This is a genomic window from Pedobacter sp. ok626 (assembly GCF_900100435.1).
Lineage (GTDB): Bacteria > Bacteroidota > Bacteroidia > Sphingobacteriales > Sphingobacteriaceae > Pedobacter.
Genome location: NZ_FNEX01000007.1, coordinates 228,740 through 245,907, shown reverse-complemented (window position 1 = coordinate 245,907; position 17,168 = coordinate 228,740). Strand labels below are relative to the sequence as shown.

At 39.7% G+C, this 17,168-nt stretch carries 14 protein-coding genes; 7 read left to right on the top strand and 7 right to left on the bottom strand.

Translation table 11 applies throughout. The features are described 5' to 3' along the window. Window positions 1-9 precede the first annotated feature (9 nt). A complete protein-coding gene (locus BLS35_RS12375; protein WP_090781361.1) occupies window positions 10-2,304 on the top strand; it encodes a helix-turn-helix domain-containing protein in 2,295 nt (764 codons plus the stop codon). 13 nt (window positions 2,305-2,317) lie between these two features. On the opposite strand, the gene dapF is transcribed toward BLS35_RS12375, so the two are convergent. Next, window positions 2,318-3,103 (bottom strand): diaminopimelate epimerase, encoded by a 786-nt coding sequence (gene dapF / locus BLS35_RS12370; protein ID WP_090781359.1) that lies wholly within the window; start codon window positions 3,101-3,103, stop codon window positions 2,318-2,320. A 154-nt stretch (window positions 3,104-3,257) separates the two neighbouring features. Between dapF and BLS35_RS12365 the strand changes: the two genes are divergently transcribed. The 4 genes from BLS35_RS12365 (at window position 3,258) to BLS35_RS12350 (ending at window position 8,446) form a co-directional block, all read left to right on the top strand. After that, window positions 3,258-4,781: a S1C family serine protease gene (locus tag BLS35_RS12365; RefSeq protein ID WP_090781357.1), complete on the top strand. Its 1,524-nt coding sequence runs from the start codon at window positions 3,258-3,260 to the stop codon at window positions 4,779-4,781. Between the two features lie 182 nt (window positions 4,782-4,963). After that, complete coding sequence (locus BLS35_RS12360; RefSeq protein WP_090781354.1) at window positions 4,964-5,644, top strand: succinate dehydrogenase cytochrome b subunit; 681 nt, start codon at window positions 4,964-4,966, stop codon at window positions 5,642-5,644. Window positions 5,645-5,669: 25 nt separating this feature from the next. Continuing rightward, entirely contained in the window at window positions 5,670-7,649 is a 1,980-nt protein-coding gene (locus BLS35_RS12355) for a fumarate reductase/succinate dehydrogenase flavoprotein subunit (RefSeq protein ID WP_090781352.1), read from the top strand. A gap of 26 nt (window positions 7,650-7,675) precedes the next feature. Continuing rightward, on the top strand, window positions 7,676-8,446 hold the full coding sequence (locus BLS35_RS12350) for a succinate dehydrogenase/fumarate reductase iron-sulfur subunit (protein ID WP_090781350.1): 771 nt from the start codon (window positions 7,676-7,678) through the stop codon (window positions 8,444-8,446). An 81-nt stretch (window positions 8,447-8,527) separates the two neighbouring features. On the opposite strand, the gene BLS35_RS12345 is transcribed toward BLS35_RS12350, so the two are convergent. From BLS35_RS12345 to BLS35_RS27790, 3 genes are all read right to left on the bottom strand, one after another. After that, window positions 8,528-10,525 carry a TonB family protein gene (locus tag BLS35_RS12345; RefSeq protein WP_090781348.1) on the bottom strand — a complete coding sequence of 666 codons (1,998 nt, stop codon included), beginning with the start codon at window positions 10,523-10,525 and terminating at the stop codon, window positions 8,528-8,530. Next, window positions 10,522-10,899: a BlaI/MecI/CopY family transcriptional regulator gene (locus BLS35_RS12340; protein ID WP_090781345.1), complete on the bottom strand. Its 378-nt coding sequence runs from the start codon at window positions 10,897-10,899 to the stop codon at window positions 10,522-10,524. Before BLS35_RS12340 ends, BLS35_RS12345 begins: the two co-directional genes overlap by 4 nt. Before the next feature lie 268 nt (window positions 10,900-11,167). Further along, window positions 11,168-11,341 carry a hypothetical protein gene (locus BLS35_RS27790; protein WP_165973302.1) on the bottom strand — a complete coding sequence of 58 codons (174 nt, stop codon included), beginning with the start codon at window positions 11,339-11,341 and terminating at the stop codon, window positions 11,168-11,170. A gap of 242 nt (window positions 11,342-11,583) precedes the next feature. On the opposite strand from BLS35_RS27790, the gene BLS35_RS12335 reads away from it, so the two are divergent. Both BLS35_RS12335 and BLS35_RS12330 read left to right on the top strand, forming a co-directional pair. Beyond that, entirely contained in the window at window positions 11,584-12,618 is a 1,035-nt protein-coding gene (locus tag BLS35_RS12335; protein ID WP_090781343.1) for a sensor histidine kinase, read from the top strand. Further along, window positions 12,615-13,367 (top strand): LytR/AlgR family response regulator transcription factor, encoded by a 753-nt coding sequence (locus BLS35_RS12330; protein ID WP_090781341.1) that lies wholly within the window; start codon window positions 12,615-12,617, stop codon window positions 13,365-13,367. Before BLS35_RS12335 ends, BLS35_RS12330 begins: the two co-directional genes overlap by 4 nt. Here the strand turns inward: BLS35_RS12330 and BLS35_RS12325 are convergent. Genes BLS35_RS12325 through BLS35_RS12315 form a run of 3 tightly spaced genes read right to left on the bottom strand, consistent with a single transcriptional unit; the run spans window position 13,364 to window position 17,145 of the window. Beyond that, complete coding sequence (locus BLS35_RS12325; RefSeq protein WP_090781340.1) at window positions 13,364-14,116, bottom strand: lysophospholipid acyltransferase family protein; 753 nt, start codon at window positions 14,114-14,116, stop codon at window positions 13,364-13,366. The genes BLS35_RS12330 and BLS35_RS12325 overlap by 4 nt on opposite strands. A 23-nt stretch (window positions 14,117-14,139) precedes the next feature. Beyond that, on the bottom strand, window positions 14,140-14,694 hold the full coding sequence (locus BLS35_RS12320) for an NUDIX domain-containing protein (RefSeq protein ID WP_090781338.1): 555 nt from the start codon (window positions 14,692-14,694) through the stop codon (window positions 14,140-14,142). Between the two features lie 33 nt (window positions 14,695-14,727). Next, complete coding sequence (locus BLS35_RS12315) at window positions 14,728-17,145, bottom strand: outer membrane beta-barrel family protein (protein ID WP_090781336.1); 2,418 nt, start codon at window positions 17,143-17,145, stop codon at window positions 14,728-14,730. Window positions 17,146-17,168: the final 23 nt, after the last annotated feature.

Sequence of the window (17,168 nt, the reverse complement as noted above, 5' to 3'; positions counted from 1 at the left end):
ATTTGCAGTATGCTGAATTCAGAAACTGCTAATCCTGCTGAACTTGCCGCCAGGTTTGTAAATTATACATCCAAACATATTTTCCTTACTGGAAAGGCAGGGACGGGTAAAACTACTTTTTTAAGACGGTTAATAGACTTAACACATAAAAAAGCGGTAATTGCCGCGCCTACAGGTATTGCCGCCATCAACGCAAACGGGGTGACCATTCATTCTTTGTTTCAGCTCCCTTTTGGTGCTTACCTCCCTAAACAGCCTGCAGCAGATGGCGATCATTACAATCAGCAATACAATACCCCAAAATCTATTGTCCGCCATTTAAACATGACTGCTGCCAAACGCAAGGTGCTGGTAGATATGGAATTGTTGATCATCGATGAGGTAAGTATGCTTCGCGCAGATTTACTGGATGCCATTGATATGGTGCTGCGTTATGTTAGACGAAACAATACAGCTAGTTTTGGAGGTGTTCAGGTTTTATTTATCGGTGATTTGCATCAGTTGCCTCCGGTAGTAAAATCTAATGAATGGACGATGCTTGCGCAATTCTATAAAAGCGCCTATTTTTTCGATGCCCATGCTTTATATCATGAGCCCCCAGTTTATATAGAGCTGGAAAAAATATACAGGCAGGCCGATAACGTCTTCATTAACCTACTTAATAATTTAAGGAATAATGAAGTCACAGCCGAGGACCTTACTTTGCTGGAAAAGCATTATAAGGCCGACTTTATGCCTTCATTAAACGAAAAGTACATTACCCTGACTACACACAATAACAAGGCTGATACCTTAAACAAGCAACGACTGGAAGAACTTAAGGATGTTGCTTATCTGTATGTGGCTAAGGTGGAGAAGGAGTTTAGTGAGTATGCATATCCCGCAGAACATATTCTGGAACTGAAAATTGGAGCGCAGGTCATGTTTATTAAGAATGATCCCACTGGTGAGCAGCGTTATTTTAATGGTAAAATTGCAACCGTTATTGCCCTTAGTACGGATAGGATAGAAGTGCAGACGGAAGGAAACAATGAAAAAATTGTAGTCGAAAAATATAAATGGGAAAACATCAGGTATACCACCGATAAGGTAAGTGGTGAGATCAAAGAAGAACTGATCGGTACCTTTACACAATACCCACTTAAGCTGGCTTGGGCCATTACTGTACATAAAAGCCAGGGGCTAACCTTCGATAAGGCAATTATTGATATTGGGAATGCCTTTGCTCCAGGGCAGATTTATGTAGCCTTGTCCAGATTAAGGTCTTTAGATGGGCTGGTGCTAACTTCCCTTATTTCTGGATCAGGCATCAGACAGGATCAGAATGTGACTTTTTTCTCAAAGAATAAGCAAGATCCATCAGCATTGGAAAGTAGGATTCAGCAAGAAACGGAAACGTTTTTAAGATTCTATCTGTTGCAGTGTTTTGATTTAACTCCATTGGATAATTATGTGTACGAACATGTGCATTCTTATACGAAAGACATTAATAAATCGGCCAAGCAAAAGCATGTAAAATGGGCCGCTCAGCTGTTAAAGGATCTGAGCGAAGTGAAAGCAAATGCCAATAAGTTCTTATCACAAATTAAAAGGCTGTACGAAGATAGATCTGAATCTGGGCTACAGACTTTGCTGGATAGAGCAACGGCTGCGGAAAATTATTTTAATCCTCTGCTTTCAGCTTTCTCCAAAAGGATATTTGAGCGCATGGAATTGGTAAAGCAGGACAAGCAGGTCGTCGCTTTTTTGACTGAGCTGCTGGAAATGGAAGCTTTGTTTTATGAGCAAGTAAAGAAAATTCGTAAGGCTACAGCGCTATTAAGTGCTACGATTAGTGGAAAAGAGTTTACTAAGAAGGATGTGAATGCCTTGTTAAGTCAGGCAGAAAGAGCTGCGCAGATGGAAACGGTGTTTGCAATGCCTGGCAAGCTTGATTTTACCGAGAAAAAAGGGAAATCAACCAAATCTGGAACTGCTAAAGCGCCAAAGAAGGAAAAGGAGCCGAAGGCTGATACGAAGGAGTTGTCCCTGATCCTACTTAACGAGGGTAAGACTATTCAGGAGATTGCTGAGGAGCGTAAAATGGTTGTTGGTACTATTGAAGGACATTTGGCGCACTATGTGGCCAAGCAAGAGATTTCAGCCAAAGATATTATTGGTGCAAAAAAATTGAATAAGATACTAGAGGCAATTAGTGAATTGAAAACCCTGCAGATGAATCCTATAAGGGAACATCTGGGCAGGGATTATTCTTTTGGCGAAATTAAAATCGGTGTAGCAGCACACCTTGCAGAAAGAGAGTAGGATGAAGGGCATTTTAAATGCTTAGTTGCCCTTCAAATACCTTTTCAGCTGGTCCGCATAAAAATACATGTGTAAATTCTTTTCCATCATAGTCAAACTCTACGCTTAAATCTCCGCCTAACACTTTTATAGGTGTTTTGATATGACCGTTTTGGTGTTTATGTTGTGCCATAGATAGGGCTACTGCAGTTACTCCTGTGCCACAGGCATAAGTTTCATCCTCAACGCCACGCTCAAAAGTGCGTACAAAAAGGTAGTCGCCTTTATCTTCTACGAAATTAACGTTAATGCCTTCTTTTTTATAAGTATCGTTGTTGCGGATAGCTTGACCATTATGGAAAACATCATATTCTTTAAGGTTTTCCATTTGGGCTACATAATGAGGTGATCCTGTGTTTAATACAAAGGCATCTCCATCCTTGTTAATAGTGTCTATGTCTATCATTTGTAGGTCTACCCAGTTACCTTCTTCTGAAATTTTGGCATAATGGGGGCCGTCAACTGCCAAAAAGTTAGTCTCCCGGTCGATTATACCAAGGTGTTTAGCAAATGCGACGATGCATCTTCCTCCGTTTCCACACATGCTACCGGGTCTGCCATCTGCATTGTAATAATGCATTTCGAAATCATAATCGTCATGAGCAGTTAAGAACATCAACCCATCCGCGCCGATGCCAAAACGGCGATCGCATAGTTGTTTAATGCGTTCGTACCTGATGTTTTGTAATGGGCTGACTCTGTGGTCTATCAGTATAAAATCGTTGCCGGCGCCTTGGTATTTGAAGAAATGAATGTCCATTTTTAGTGCTTACTGCTCATTTAACATTTTTTAACAGTATTCGTGACTGTTTACAGATGCAAATATCGGGCTTATGGTATTAAATTTGAATAGATCTAAGAAAGAAAATACTAAATAGGTTTTTTAAATAAGTTAAATATAAACTAATATATAAATGAAAAGGATAGGATTAATAGCGTTGGCTGCATTTATAGGTGGTGCAGCTGCCTTAGGTGGCTACAAATGGATGGAACATAAAAATGACAACTTACTGTCATTTGCAGACGAGCAAAAGGTACTTTTTGCAAGTAATGCTAAGATATCTTCAGCAGGAGCTGTAGATTTTGTGGAAGCAGCAGCGGCAGTGTCGCCGGCGGTGGTCCACATTAAAACGTCATATAGTGGGTCGACAGGACGGTCATCATCTCCAATGGATATGTTTGATTTTTTTGGCGGCGGCGGTCGTAATATACAACGTGCCCCAAGAGCGGCTTCGGGTTCGGGTGTGATTTTAACTCCTGATGGTTACATCGTAACCAATAACCACGTGGTAGATAATGCAGATAAAATTGAAGTAATCTTGTCTGATAGACGTAAGGTTAGTGCAACGGTAGTTGGTAAAGATCCAAATACGGATTTGGCTTTGATTAAAGTTGATGCAACTAACCTGCCTGTAGTGAAAATGGGTAATTCTGATAACGTTCAGATTGGTGAATGGGTTTTGGCTGTAGGTTTCCCTTTGGATTTACAAACTACAGTTACAGCTGGTATTGTAAGTGCAAAATCACGTAGTATTGGTATTTTGGCTAGAGATCAGCAACAGCCATCAGAAGAAGATTTTGAGGAGTACCAAAGAACTGGAAAAATGCCTGCGCGTGCGGCAAACACAAGCATTGAGTCGTATATACAGACAGATGCAGCGATTAACCCAGGCAATAGTGGTGGAGCGTTGGTAAATGCAAATGGTGAATTGGTTGGTATCAATGCGGCTATTGCATCTCAAACAGGTACAAACGTAGGTTATGGTTTCGCTATTCCAGTTAATTTGGCCAAAAAGATATTGGACGATTTTAGAAAATATGGTGCTGTTAAACGTGGCTATATTGGGGTTACATTCTCTACACTGGATGCAGATTTGGCTGAGAGGTTAAATGTAAAAGACAACTCTGGATTGTATGTGAATGAAGTGCTTCCAGGTAGTGGTGCAGCAGCTGCAGGCTTGTTAAAAGGTGATATCATCAAAAAGATTGACGGTAACATCATCTATGATTCTCCGGATTTGCAAGAAAAAATAGGTCGTTTAAGCCCTGGTGACAAGGTAGAGTTAACTTATTCCAGAAATGGACAGTTGAAAGATACGCGTGTGACATTGAAAGGTGAAGGTGCTGCGACAAATCCGAATGTAATTGCTAAAACTGGTGCTAGTGCAAGCATCGAAAAATTAGGTGCTTCATTTGCTCCTGCTTCGACACAACTTAAAAGTAAATATGGTGCAAAAAGTGGGGTAGTGGTTACAGGTGTTGAGCAAGGTAAGATCTTCGACTCTTTGGATATATCTAAAGGTTTGCTAGTTACAGCTGTAAACGGTAGGCCAGTGAACAGTGCTAAAGATATTGAAGCGGCTTTGCCACAATCAAGAAATGGTATGACTACTATTACAGGGGTGACAGCGGAGGGTAGGTTTACCTATTCCTTCTAATTTATAATATCGATAGATAAGGGCAGCCGGGAGTACCGGCTGCCCTTTTTTTGTTCGCATTGACATTTATCATCGAATTGTAAGGTTAGAATGTTTCTAAATAGCTGATTTGTGCTTTGAATTAACCGATTAATTCTTTTATTAAATACTTTTGCACATAACAGAAATAAAAAAACAATCTAATGGCAAGTTTCGGAAACGCTTTTTCCTCATCAATTGGAAAAAAATTAATAATGGGCATAACGGGCCTGTTTCTCATTTCATTTCTTTTAGTGCACTGCTTTATCAATGCATTGATTTATGTAAATGACGGCGGCTTAACTTTTAACATGGGCGCTCATTTTATGGGTACTAACTGGATAATAAGAGCTATGGAAGTAGTTTTATTCGCAGGTTTGCTTGCGCATATTATCCAGGGTTTCAGATTAGTTCTTCAAAATCAGGCTGCACGTCCGGTAAAGTATGCAGTTACTAATGGTGCTGCAAATAGCAAATGGTATTCCCGTTCAATGGGTTTATTAGGTACTTTGCTTTTGATCTTCTTAATCGTTCACATCAACAAGTTCTGGGTAATGTCGCGTTTTACAGGCATTCCTACTACAGATGCTAATGGCAACCACGATCTTTTTGCCGTAATGGTAGAAACTTTTAAAGATCCTTTGTTGGTTGTACTTTATGTATTGGCAATGGTTTCGTTGGCTTATCACTTGCTGCATGGTTTCTCTTCAGCATTTCAAACTTTAGGTTGGAACCACAAGAAGTATACACCAATCATTAAAAGCGTAGGGATATGGTATTCAATTATCATTTCTTTGCTGTTTGCTTCTATGCCTATCGCAATGTACCTGGGCCTTATTAAATAATTTTTGATCTTAAAGTTTAAATAACATGGCAGAATTAAATGCTCATATACCTGAAGGAGAGTTAACAGAAAAATGGACTAAATTACGTTCGTCTATGCCATTGGTTAACCCGGCCAATAAAAGAAGCATAGAAGTTATCGTAGTAGGTTCTGGACTAGCAGGTGCCTCGGCAGCAGCAAGTCTTGCTGAAATGGGTTATAAGGTTAAATGTTTTTGTTTTCAGGATTCACCGAGAAGGGCGCACTCAATCGCAGCTCAGGGTGGTATCAACGCGGCAAAAAATTATCAGAATGATGGCGATAGTACTTATCGTTTATTTTATGATACGATAAAAGGTGGTGATTACCGTGCACGTGAAGCTAACGTACATCGTTTGGCAGAAGTAAGTGGTAACATTATAGATCAGTGTGTGGCTCAAGGTGTGCCTTTGGCCAGAGAATATGGAGGTTTGTTAGACAACCGTTCTTTTGGTGGTACACAAGTTCAACGTACATTTTATGCTGCAGGTCAAACCGGTCAGCAATTGCTTTTAGGTGCTTATAGCGCTTTGGAGCGTCAAATCGGTATGGGTAAAGTTGAAATGTTTACCCGTCACGAAATGCTTGAAGTTGTTGTAGTTGATGGTAAAGCACGCGGTATTATTGCCCGTAATTTGCTTACTGGTGAACTAGAACGTCATTCAGGTCATGCGGTATTGCTTTGCAGCGGTGGTTACGGTAACGTATTCTACCTTTCTACAAACGCAATGGGCAGTAACGTAACTGCAGCTTGGAAAGCACACAAAAAAGGAGCTTTCTTTGGTAACCCTTGCTACACGCAAATTCACCCTACTTGTATTCCAGTTTCTGGAGATCACCAATCTAAACTAACCTTGATGTCTGAGTCGTTACGTAACGATGGACGTATCTGGGTTCCTAAAAAGAAAGATGATCCTCGTAAAGCTTCTGAGATTCCTGAGGATGAAAGAGATTATTATTTAGAGCGCAGATACCCTGCTTTCGGTAACCTTGTACCACGTGATGTTGCATCACGCGCAGCAAAAGAGCGTTGCGATGCAGGTTATGGAGTAGGTAGTTCTAAATTGGCTGTGTATCTTGATTTTAAAGCTAACACTGAGCGTTATGGTCGTATTGAGGCTAGCGTACAGAATATCCACAACCCTGATAAAGAAACCTGCATGCGCTTAGGCCGTGAGGTAATTAAGGAAAAATATGGTAACCTGTTTGATATGTATGCGCAGATCACTGGAGAGGATCCTTATGAATTGCCAATGCGTATCTATCCTGCGGTTCACTATACCATGGGTGGTTTATGGGTAGATTATAACTTAATGACTACTGTGCCGGGCTTATATGCGCTAGGAGAGGCTAACTTCTCTGATCACGGTGCGAATCGTTTAGGAGCTTCTGCTTTGATGCAAGGCTTAGCTGATGGTTATTTTGTAATTCCTTACACAATTGGTGCTTACTTATCTAAAGAATTGGCTACAAAACCAATTCCGCAAGATCACCCTGCATTTGTTGAAGCTGAGGCTAGTGCAAAAGGCATTATCGACAAATTCTTTGCCATTAAAGGAACTAAGACTGTAGATCATTTCCATAAGAAATTAGGTAAGATCATGTGGGAGAAATGTGGAATGGCACGTAATGCTAAGGGTTTAACTGAAGCAATTGCAGAAATTCAAGAACTTCGTAAGGAATTCTGGAGCGATGTTCGTGTACCAGGAGAGGCTAACGAATTTAACCCTGAGTTGGAAAAAGCAGGTCGTGTGGCCGACTTCATCGAACTTGGTGAGTTGATGTGTATTGATGCTTTGAACAGAAACGAATCTTGCGGAGGTCACTTCAGAGAAGAATATCAAACTGAAGAAGGTGAAGCAATGCGTGATGATGTAAACTACGCTTACGTAGCTGCATGGGAGTACAAAGAGGGTGTTAAATTTGAGCTACATAAAGAAGAGCTAAAATTTGAAAACATCAAGATTGCACAAAGAAGTTATAAATAATAGCTAAGTACTAAAATCTCAATATTATGAGTACAGGAAATATGAATTTAACGCTGAAAGTTTGGCGTCAAAAAAATACAAAAGCCAAAGGCGGTTTGGTGGATTATAAATTATCAGAGATTTCTCCTGATATGTCTTTCTTAGAAATGTTTGATGTATTGAACGAACAGTTAATTTCTAAGGGTGACGAACCTGTTGTGTTTGATCACGATTGTAGAGAGGGGATCTGTGGTGCCTGCTCTATGTACATCGATGGCAGACCGCATGGACCAAAGGATAGAGTTACTACTTGCCAATTGCACATGCGTTCATTTAAAGATGGTGATACCATCGTTGTTGAGCCATGGAGAGCAAAGGCTTTTCCGGTAATTAAAGATTTAACGGTAGATAGATCTGCATTTGATAGAGTTATTGCTGCAGGTGGCTTTATTTCGGTTAATACAGGGAATGCACAAGACGCAAACAACCTTCCAATTCCTAAAGTGCAAGCGGATTCAGCTTTCGAAGCTGCAGCTTGTATTGGATGTGGTGCTTGTGTGGCGACTTGTAAAAATGCTTCGGCTATGCTTTTTGTATCTGCTAAGATTTCTCAGTTGGCACAATTGCCTCAAGGACAGCCTGAACGTTACCGTAGGGTACAAAGTATGGTTGCGCAGATGGATGCAGAAGGATTTGGTAATTGTACCAATACAGGAGCTTGTGAGGCAGAATGCCCTAAAGGCATATCTTTAGAGAACATCGCACGCATGAATAGAGATTTTTATTCTGCAAAATTTGTATCTGAGGAAGATATTTAATAGTTTTATACCACGAGACAAGGTATTACACGAAAAAACCCGGCCATATTGGTCGGGTTTTTTTGTATAGGGAATTTTGTTTTATTTCTCCTTCTTCTCTTGTTCTATAACAACTTGGTCAAGTGATTTTCCCTTGGTTGTGATTATGATTACTCCATTGGCGCCCTTTGCTCCATATATTGCCGTTGCACTGGCATCTTTAAGTATGTTGATTGAATGGATGTTCTCAGGTTTTATGGTATTGACATCCGCATTTTCCATGATTTTTCCATCTATTACATACAGTGGCGCATTGGCCGTTTTAGTTCCATATCCAGTTACTGTAATGTTATTGCTGCTAAAGCTTGGGCTCTCGCTATTGTTGATTTGGCCTTGACTCTTACCCGATTGGTTATTTGTTTTGTTTAGGGTAAAACTGATTGGGATATTGTATTTTACACGTACTGGTCTGCCATTTTGTATACCGGGAGTCCATTTTGGAGATTCCTCTAATACCCTAATGGCTTCTTCATCCGTTCCTGAGCCCAGACGTCTTTCCACTTTAATATTGGTTAGGCTACCATCCATTTCAACGATAAAGGAAAGGAATACTTTACCCTGAACATTGTTCTTAACTGCTTCAGCAGGATATTTTACTTCTTTTTTTAAGTAGGCATAGAAGAACGCCATCCCCCCGATAAAACTAGGCTGTTTGTCAATCGACACAAAGTCATAGATTTTGTTGTCATCAATTACGTTGCCATTGGCAACTTCTTTTGCCAGGGCTGAACCAGTTATGGTAATATCATTTAAGGCTTGGTAACCTTTTATTGGTGCTATAGTCTCATTTTTCAAAGGAGTATCGGCCCCATCAAGTAAAAATTTAACTTTTAAAGTATAGTCTCCATCTTTAATGTGTTTGTAGCCTGTATAACTTACAATTACCTTCATCACCTGGGCATCGCAGCCTTCACCAAGTTTGGCAACAATAGCTGCGTTCTCTACCAAACCATCAGCAACTTTAAATTTGATCATGGTATTTCCCTGTAGCTTGACTCTATGGGCAAAATAAGGATACCTAATGGCTCGGTTTGCATATCTGTAGAAGTCTTCCCAGCCGGGCTCAATAATTCCTGCGGTTTGGCTGGTAACTGTAGCTTTTTTTACAGACGGTGGTGCTGCGGGTTTGTTTATAGTCTCTTGTACCACCTCTTTAATCACTTCTATAGGCGTATTTAAAGGGATCTCATCAGCTATTTTCTTAATGTTTTTATTGTTTCTGATGGTTGCCGATGACATCGTTAATGCAATGGCAAATAATGGGAGGAACATGCCGTACTTTAATATGGCTGTCTTTCTTGATCTTGGTTTATGTAGCATAAAAATTCTTTTTTTGATCAATGATTTATTAAAAAAACTATTCGTTAGTGAGTTTTGAGGAACCCCAAAGGCTTTGCTCAATAATAATAAAGCATATTCTGCTTTATCCCCTTGAACCTTGGCGGCTTCTTCATCTGCCAGATATTCATGAATGTGCTTTATCCCGTTTTTGTAGGCATAGATCACTGGGTTAAACCAGGTAAATATGGCCAGGACTTCAAAAAGAATGATATCCATACTATGGTATTGACGTATGTGTATCTCCTCATGTTTTTGAATGGTTGATAGCTGGGGTAGGTCTTTATCGATCCTTTTGTGCTTAAAGAATGAAAAAGCAGTGCCTTTGTCGGTTCGTTTCAGTAGTTTGCTGATAGAAAGGAGCTGCCAAATGAATTTTCCAAAGAAAAACAGGACGCCGAGGAGGTAAATAGAAACTGCCAGATTGCCCAGGCTAAGTCTGTCTGGAGTTACATTTCCTACCATTACTTCTGTCATGAGGTCGTTCAACTGGCCCGCACCCACAGAAAATGGCTGTGTTACCGGTTGCTCAGTAAACCATTCGAACCTTAAAAAGGGGATGGCTAACGAAAGTAGACCTGCCGAAAGCAAGTAAATTCGGTTGAGTGTGAAATAAGTTTCTTTGTCTAACAATAACTTATAGAAGCCATAAAATACCAGCAGGTAGATATTGACTTGCAGGATGTAATGTGCCCAGCTCATCTTGGTCTGTTTTTAATTTTGTTAATCATTTTAAGGATTTCATCTACATCGCTCAAGTCCAGCTTTTCCTCTTTAACAAAGAAGGAGAACATGCTCTCAACAGAGTTTTCGAAATAGCCATCTAAAAGCTTTTCTGTTGCATGTCGTTTATAATCTTCCTTGCTGATAAGAGGGTAGTACTGATGCGATTTTCCAAATGCCTCATGTGCAACGAAACCCTTGGTCTCGAGAATGCGGATAATGGTGGATACGGTGTTGTAGGCTGGCTTTGGTTCTGGTAAAAAGTCCATTACTTCTTTAACAAAGCCCTTTTCGATTTGCCAGATGATTTGCATAATCTGTTCTTCTGCCTTGGTTAAATCTTTTATTTCCATATTATATTCGGTTAGTTATTTAATTCTTACAGGTTATTCCGTTTTGTGCGCAATTTTCGGTATAACTAAAGATTTAGTATAAATCTATAACTAATATTTTAGTTTTCAAAATATTATTGAGAAAAAAGAGGAAAAACCTAGATACAAACAAAAAAAATGGCGGTATCCACCGCCATTTTTCATTATTAACTAAACTAAATTTATATGCTATTTACCCGGGGCGCTAAACCGCCTTAGGTAGTATGTAGCCTTTGCTAAAGAGCTGCTGTTACTTAGAAAATGGGCTTACTACTTTGATCAATGTAGTTTTCATAGCAGGAGCTTTTACAGCTAAATCCTCATTTTGACGATCAGAACCAGCAGTTATGAATGTCAATAATATTACTATAAATACTGGAACCAATAGTAATAAAAACGGCGAAGTATTTGCTAACTTTTTCATGAGTCCTTTTATTTGTTTTGCTTTGATGAAACAAATAGAATAAATAAAAACAGGCTGCTAAAATATTTTAGACCAAGTGTATTTTATACTAGATAAACGGCTGAAATGGGGCGTTGTCTTATTAATCGGCCTGTTTGTGCCAGTTGGTAGAAGAAAAATGTCTGTTCGTCGAATGCCTCCGTCTTAAAATAATTAGATTTGTGTAATTTGATAGCTTAGATATTAATTATTACTCCGTATAAATGAAAAACAAAGGTCCTTTAGCTGTACACGTATTTTTTTGGCTGCTTATATTGGCTGTGTTGCTCTGGGATACTTTTAATGGCGATCAAAAGCCATCTTCCTATGAAGTAATGGTCAAGTTTGGTTACTTTGCCATCATCAACCTCTCTATTTTTTATATCAATTATACTTTGTTGATTCCCATATTGGTGGAGCAGAAAAAGAAGTACGGACTTTATATGTTCTCCATCTTTATGCTTATAGCCATTATGGTAATTATAAAGACGGTAGTAGCAAGCTTAAACAGCGATCTCTTTTTAACTTATTTTAGCCAGGAATCCGGTAAAATAGAATATTTCGAAATTACTAAATACATTGTATTCGCCATTTTTGTCTCCGGTTTTTTTGTTGTAGTCAGCGCCTTGTTAAAGTTTGCAATAGATTGGTTTGGTAGCGAACGTGTGCAGCGCAACCTGTTAAGTGAAAAACGTGATATGGAACTACAGTTCTTAAAATCGCAGCTTAACCCACATTTCTTGTTCAATTCTTTAAATAACATTTACTCTCTAGCCTATCAAAAATCTGATAAAACGGCTGATGCCATTTTAAAGCTGTCAGAAATTATGCGCTATATGATTTACGAGAGTAACGATAGCTGGGTTTCATTAAGTAAAGAAATTACCTATGTGCAGAGTTATATAGAATTACAGAAACTAAGATTTAAAGATGGGGCTGCGGTTGAGTTGACTTTAAATGGAGAGATAGACGATCAGCAAGTGGTGCCATTGATTCTGATCTCATTTGTAGAGAACGCATTTAAACATGGAGTAGCTAACGACCCTAAAGATCCCATCAGAATCAATATCATCGCCAACCAGAAGATCTTACATTTTAGTGTGTCAAATAAGAAGAATACCTATAACAAAGATGTAATGGGTGGTGTGGGATTAAACAATGTGGAACGCAGGTTACAGTTACTTTATCCTGAAAGGTATAAATTAAATATTGTAAATTCGGCAACTCATTATTCCACCGAACTAATGCTTGATATATGACAAAGTTAAAATGTATAGCTGTTGATGATGAACCGCTGGCGCTTGATATTATAGAGGATTACGTTTCTAAAGTACCTTTTCTGGAGTTGGTTAAACGTACAGAAAATGCCATCGAAGCATTGCAAATGGTGCAGGCGGGTGGGGTGGATATTGTATTTTTAGATATTCAGATGCCTGAATTGACTGGAATACAGTTTTTAAAGATTGCTAGTGGAAAGGCCAACTATATTTTAACGACTGCATATTCTCAGTATGCCTTAGAGAGTTACGACCTTAATGTGTCTGATTACTTATTAAAACCTATTGCATTCGATCGCTTTTATAAGGCGGTAGAGAAGGTGCACAATCGGGTAAAAGTGGCCAGTCCACCCGATTCTACCATACAGCCGTTAATGGCTATTGTTCCGGCCCCGCAACCGGTTAATCCTATTCAAGACTTTATCTTTGTGAAGACAGAGCATAAAATTCAAAAGATTGAATTGGATGATATACTTTACATTGAGGGCTTAAAGGATTACATTTCCATATTCACGAAAACAGAACGTGTAATCACCTTGCAGAATATGAAAAAGATGGAAGAAACCTTACCTAAAGGGAAATTCATCAGGGTTCATAAATCTTACATCATTGCATTGGACAAGATTGAGAGTATCGAACGCAGTAGGATCTCTATATGCGGGAAAACCATTCCAATAGGGGATACCTATAGGGACGAATTTTTTAAGCATATAGACAATAAAAATATCTAAATCGTGCTGTAGTTTACCTGGTTTAGTTTAACCCGGATAGCATTTTCTGCTTCAAGTACAATTTCTTCTGGATTTTTATTAAGCGGTTCTATCGGAGTCAATACGGTCCATCTTAATTTCTCACCAAAACTTAATGGATAGGCACCATACTGTACCAGTTTCCATGAGTTTTCAATAGCTACTGGGACAATTAAAGCATTCGGGACCTTTTTTAACAGCGTAGCAATGCCACCAACCTGGAAAGCTTTCAATTTTCCGTCTTTGGCACGAGTACCTTCAGGAAATATCATGGCCGACCAATTATTCTCCTTCATCCTTTGGCCTAGCTTGATCAGCTCAGAAACGGCCTGCTTGCTATCTTTACGGTTGATATTTGCACCTCCGCCATATTTTAGATTAAAAGAAATAGAAGGAATCCCTTTTGTCAGCTCAATTTTAGAAATGAATTTTACATGGTATTTTCTTAGGAACCAAATGAGGCCTGGAATATCGTACATGCTTTGGTGATTGGCCACAAAGATGATTGGTCTATCCGTAGGCAGGTTTTGTTGATTTATAAAGGTAATAGAGCTGCCCATCAACAGACCACAATAGGTTAAGAAAAAATTTAGGGCGTCAACAGATGCTTTATGTGCTTTATAGCCAAAGAACTTATAGCAAATCCATTGAATGGGCTGGAAGATCACCAATGTTAACCCAAAGAAGATATAAAATAGTAGACTGAAGATATAGCCTAGAAACTTGTTCATAGTTATTAATGTAGATAAAAATATTATAGCAGACCTTCGAGGATCAATATTTTGGTTTTTAAAATAGCGGCAACGCTCATGCTGTCAGTAATTTCGCCATTGATGACCATTTGGTAAGCTTCATCAAATGGGAGTTTACGCAATACCAGTTCTTCCGTTTCTTCTGGTGAAGATTCACCTTGGGTTAAATCTCTAGCCATATAAATGATGCCTAATTCATTACTTACGGAATTAGATAAATGCATCCGTTGCAATTCGATCCAGTCATTTGCCAGAAGACCCGTTTCTTCCTGTAACTCGCGTTGGGCGCTTTCTAATGGATCGGATTCGAGTGGGCCACCTCCTTCAGGGATCTCCCAACTATATGCTTTTAAAGGGAATCGGTATTGTCCAACCAACCAGGTGTTATGGTCTTGGTCTAATACCATAATGCCAATGGCATAATTTTTAAAATGCACTTCGCCATATATACCTTTACCCCCCGAAGGGTTGATTACATTGTGTTCTGTTAAGCCAATCCAGTTGTTTTCATAGATTTTATGGCTGTCAATTGTTATCCAGGGATTACGCTCTTCCATGCCGCAATATACGAATTTCTGATTTTAGGCGAGCTATTGGGCTTTAGGTGGCGTTGGTACTTTTTTAATTTTCGTAAAGCGGTAATTCAAACTCATCGTTACATTGCTCGTATTGCTGGTCGAGTAACTTTGCAGTTTGAAATTAACCCCTTCACTAAGCAAGGTGTTGTTGCGTTTGCCAAAAGGATCACTCACAGTTATCCTTGCGCTGAGTCTGTTTTTAAGGAAACTCTTTCTGGCGGCCATGCTACTCGATACAGAAGCCTTAGTTCGGCCCTGCGCATTGGCATTGTTGGCATAATTTACATTAGCTTCAAAAGCTGTTCGCATTGGGAGTTGCATGGATAGCCCCAGGGCGCTTCTGATGCTCAAACCATCTCTATTCAGCGCACTGTTTAGGGAAGAGGAGTATTTGCTCTGTGTGAGCGTAAAATTAGCGTTGGCGGTTAGTTTTTTACTTGGCCTGTAGTTTCCGATCAATATCAATCCAAAAATGTCATTAGAACCTACGTTGAAATAAGTGGTTTCGGAAGTCGCTACGCCGTTTACTACATTTACTGTGCGGTAACGTTCAATTACACCACTACTGGTCGAGTAAGACAGTCGGGGGGTAAAAGACCATTTCTCACCAAATGCACCAAAGCTAATATCCATTTGCTGCGTATAAGCAGGTACCAGTCCAGGGTTACCAAACGAAACGTTAAGTGTATCGTTGTTATTGATCTGCGGATTTAGGGTATTTTCCCTTGGCCTGTTTACCCGTACGCTATAAGTAGCCCCAATGTTATATCTTTTCTTGAAAAAATGGTTGATGGAGATATTTGGGAACAAACTTAAGTAGGGTTTAATATTGTAGCTGTCGCCAGTGGATAGGTCGAAGTCTACATCTGTTAGCTCGGCTCGAAGGCCTGCTTTAACACCAATGCTCTTAACTTTATAACTGTAGGAAGTATATCCAGCAATGATCCTTTCATTGTAAAGGAACTGATTGCTTAACTTTTCGGCAATTAGATACTCCTGAGTCGCGAAGTTAAAATCCCGCACCAACATGTCGTTATCATTTTTCCTTTGGGTGTACATCAGTCCCGCTTCAAACTGATCCCGCTTTTTAAAAACCGGCCTGTCGTAATCCAGGTTAAAAGTAAGGCCATTGTTACTTACTTCATCAGTGTTTTCGCGTAATGAAGGCTTAAGAGTAACTGGTAAACTGTAATGCTGATCCAATAACCTGAGGTTATCGTTAACATTATTGTTAAAGGTTAAACCGATGGTCAACTTATCTCCATTTTCGTTTCCCTTTAAACTATAGTCGGCATTGAAAACCAAGCTATGGTTACCTCCATCAGCCGTACTCAATTGGTTACGGACACGCTTTAATACCAACTCCTCACTTAAGAAATTAAAATCGGTACCCGACCTGCTGCTGGTGCTGTTGGTGTTAAAGTTAGTGCTTACGCGAAGATTTTGTTGTGTTGTAATGTCCCAGTCGAGTCCAGCTCTAAAGTTTCCGCCATTGCTGTTGCTTCTGCTATTACCGTAATTATCGTAATAGAAAGTTGTGTCTTTAATCAGGTCAAAGTTTTCGCGGTAGGAGTGAGACGTACTTCTGCCGATATTGCTTCTGTAAGCTGCACTACCTGTTAGTGAGTAGTTTTTACTGCGGTAAGAGGCATTGGTATTTGTATTGGTGTTTCCTTGCAGACCGGCAGTTATACCAGCATTGCCATTAAAGCCAATTGCAAATCCTTTTTTCATCACAATGTTGATGATACCCTCTCCATCACCAGAATACCTCGCTGGAGGATTTGTCATTACTTCTATCTTCTCAATCGCATCAGAAGGCAATACATTTAGCAGATCAGCGATGTTAGAAGTCATGTAATCCGAAGGTTTCCCATCGATAAAAATCCGGGTTGATCGCTTTCCTGCAATTGTTGCTTTCCCGTCAATATCAACCTGTACCATCGGTACGTTTTTAAGAATATCAGTAGCCGTGCTTCCTTCTGCCAAAATGGATTTATCTACATTGTAGGTAATCATATCGGCTGCAAACTCTATAACCGGCTTTTCTGCCGTTATGGTTACTTCGCTTAAATTGTTCTGCTCGCTGCTTAGTTTTAGTGTGCCCAGGTTGCGTTCCGCATTTTTTTCGGTAACGATCACTTCATTAACCGTTAAAGCGGTAAATCCAACATAGCTGATTTTTACTCTGTAGGTGGCGTACTTTAGGGCATTAAATTTAAAGACGCCATTCTCATCTGTAGATGTGGTAGTAAATGGGCGCTCAGAATCGGCCTCATAAACCGCAACAACGGCCGATGGGATGGGAAGTGCACCCACCTCTTCCACCACCTTACCGGTAATTATGCCTTTGTCGGCGGCTGCGTACAAATCAGCAACACCGATAAACAACAGCAGCAGGCAAAAAATGAGGGTTAATAGTTTTTTCAATGTTTGGTTATGCTTGTGGTGGA

Excerpts from the sequence above, each read along its gene's own strand:
- BLS35_RS12375 (WP_090781361.1), top strand. The coding sequence starts at position 10 with ATGCTGAATTCAGAAACTGCTAATCCTGCTGAACTTGCCGCCAGGTTT.
- dapF (WP_090781359.1), bottom strand. The coding sequence starts at position 3,103 with ATGGACATTCATTTCTTCAAATACCAAGGCGCCGGCAACGATTTTATA.
- BLS35_RS12365 (WP_090781357.1), top strand. The coding sequence starts at position 3,258 with ATGAAAAGGATAGGATTAATAGCGTTGGCTGCATTTATAGGTGGTGCA.
- BLS35_RS12360 (WP_090781354.1), top strand. The coding sequence starts at position 4,964 with ATGGCAAGTTTCGGAAACGCTTTTTCCTCATCAATTGGAAAAAAATTA.
- BLS35_RS12355 (WP_090781352.1), top strand. The coding sequence starts at position 5,670 with ATGGCAGAATTAAATGCTCATATACCTGAAGGAGAGTTAACAGAAAAA.
- BLS35_RS12350 (WP_090781350.1), top strand. The coding sequence starts at position 7,676 with ATGAGTACAGGAAATATGAATTTAACGCTGAAAGTTTGGCGTCAAAAA.
- BLS35_RS12345 (WP_090781348.1), bottom strand. The coding sequence starts at position 10,525 with ATGAGCTGGGCACATTACATCCTGCAAGTCAATATCTACCTGCTGGTA.
- BLS35_RS12340 (WP_090781345.1), bottom strand. The coding sequence starts at position 10,899 with ATGGAAATAAAAGATTTAACCAAGGCAGAAGAACAGATTATGCAAATC.
- BLS35_RS27790 (WP_165973302.1), bottom strand. The coding sequence starts at position 11,341 with ATGAAAAAGTTAGCAAATACTTCGCCGTTTTTATTACTATTGGTTCCA.
- BLS35_RS12335 (WP_090781343.1), top strand. The coding sequence starts at position 11,584 with ATGAAAAACAAAGGTCCTTTAGCTGTACACGTATTTTTTTGGCTGCTT.
- BLS35_RS12330 (WP_090781341.1), top strand. The coding sequence starts at position 12,615 with ATGACAAAGTTAAAATGTATAGCTGTTGATGATGAACCGCTGGCGCTT.
- BLS35_RS12325 (WP_090781340.1), bottom strand. The coding sequence starts at position 14,116 with ATGAACAAGTTTCTAGGCTATATCTTCAGTCTACTATTTTATATCTTC.
- BLS35_RS12320 (WP_090781338.1), bottom strand. The coding sequence starts at position 14,694 with ATGGAAGAGCGTAATCCCTGGATAACAATTGACAGCCATAAAATCTAT.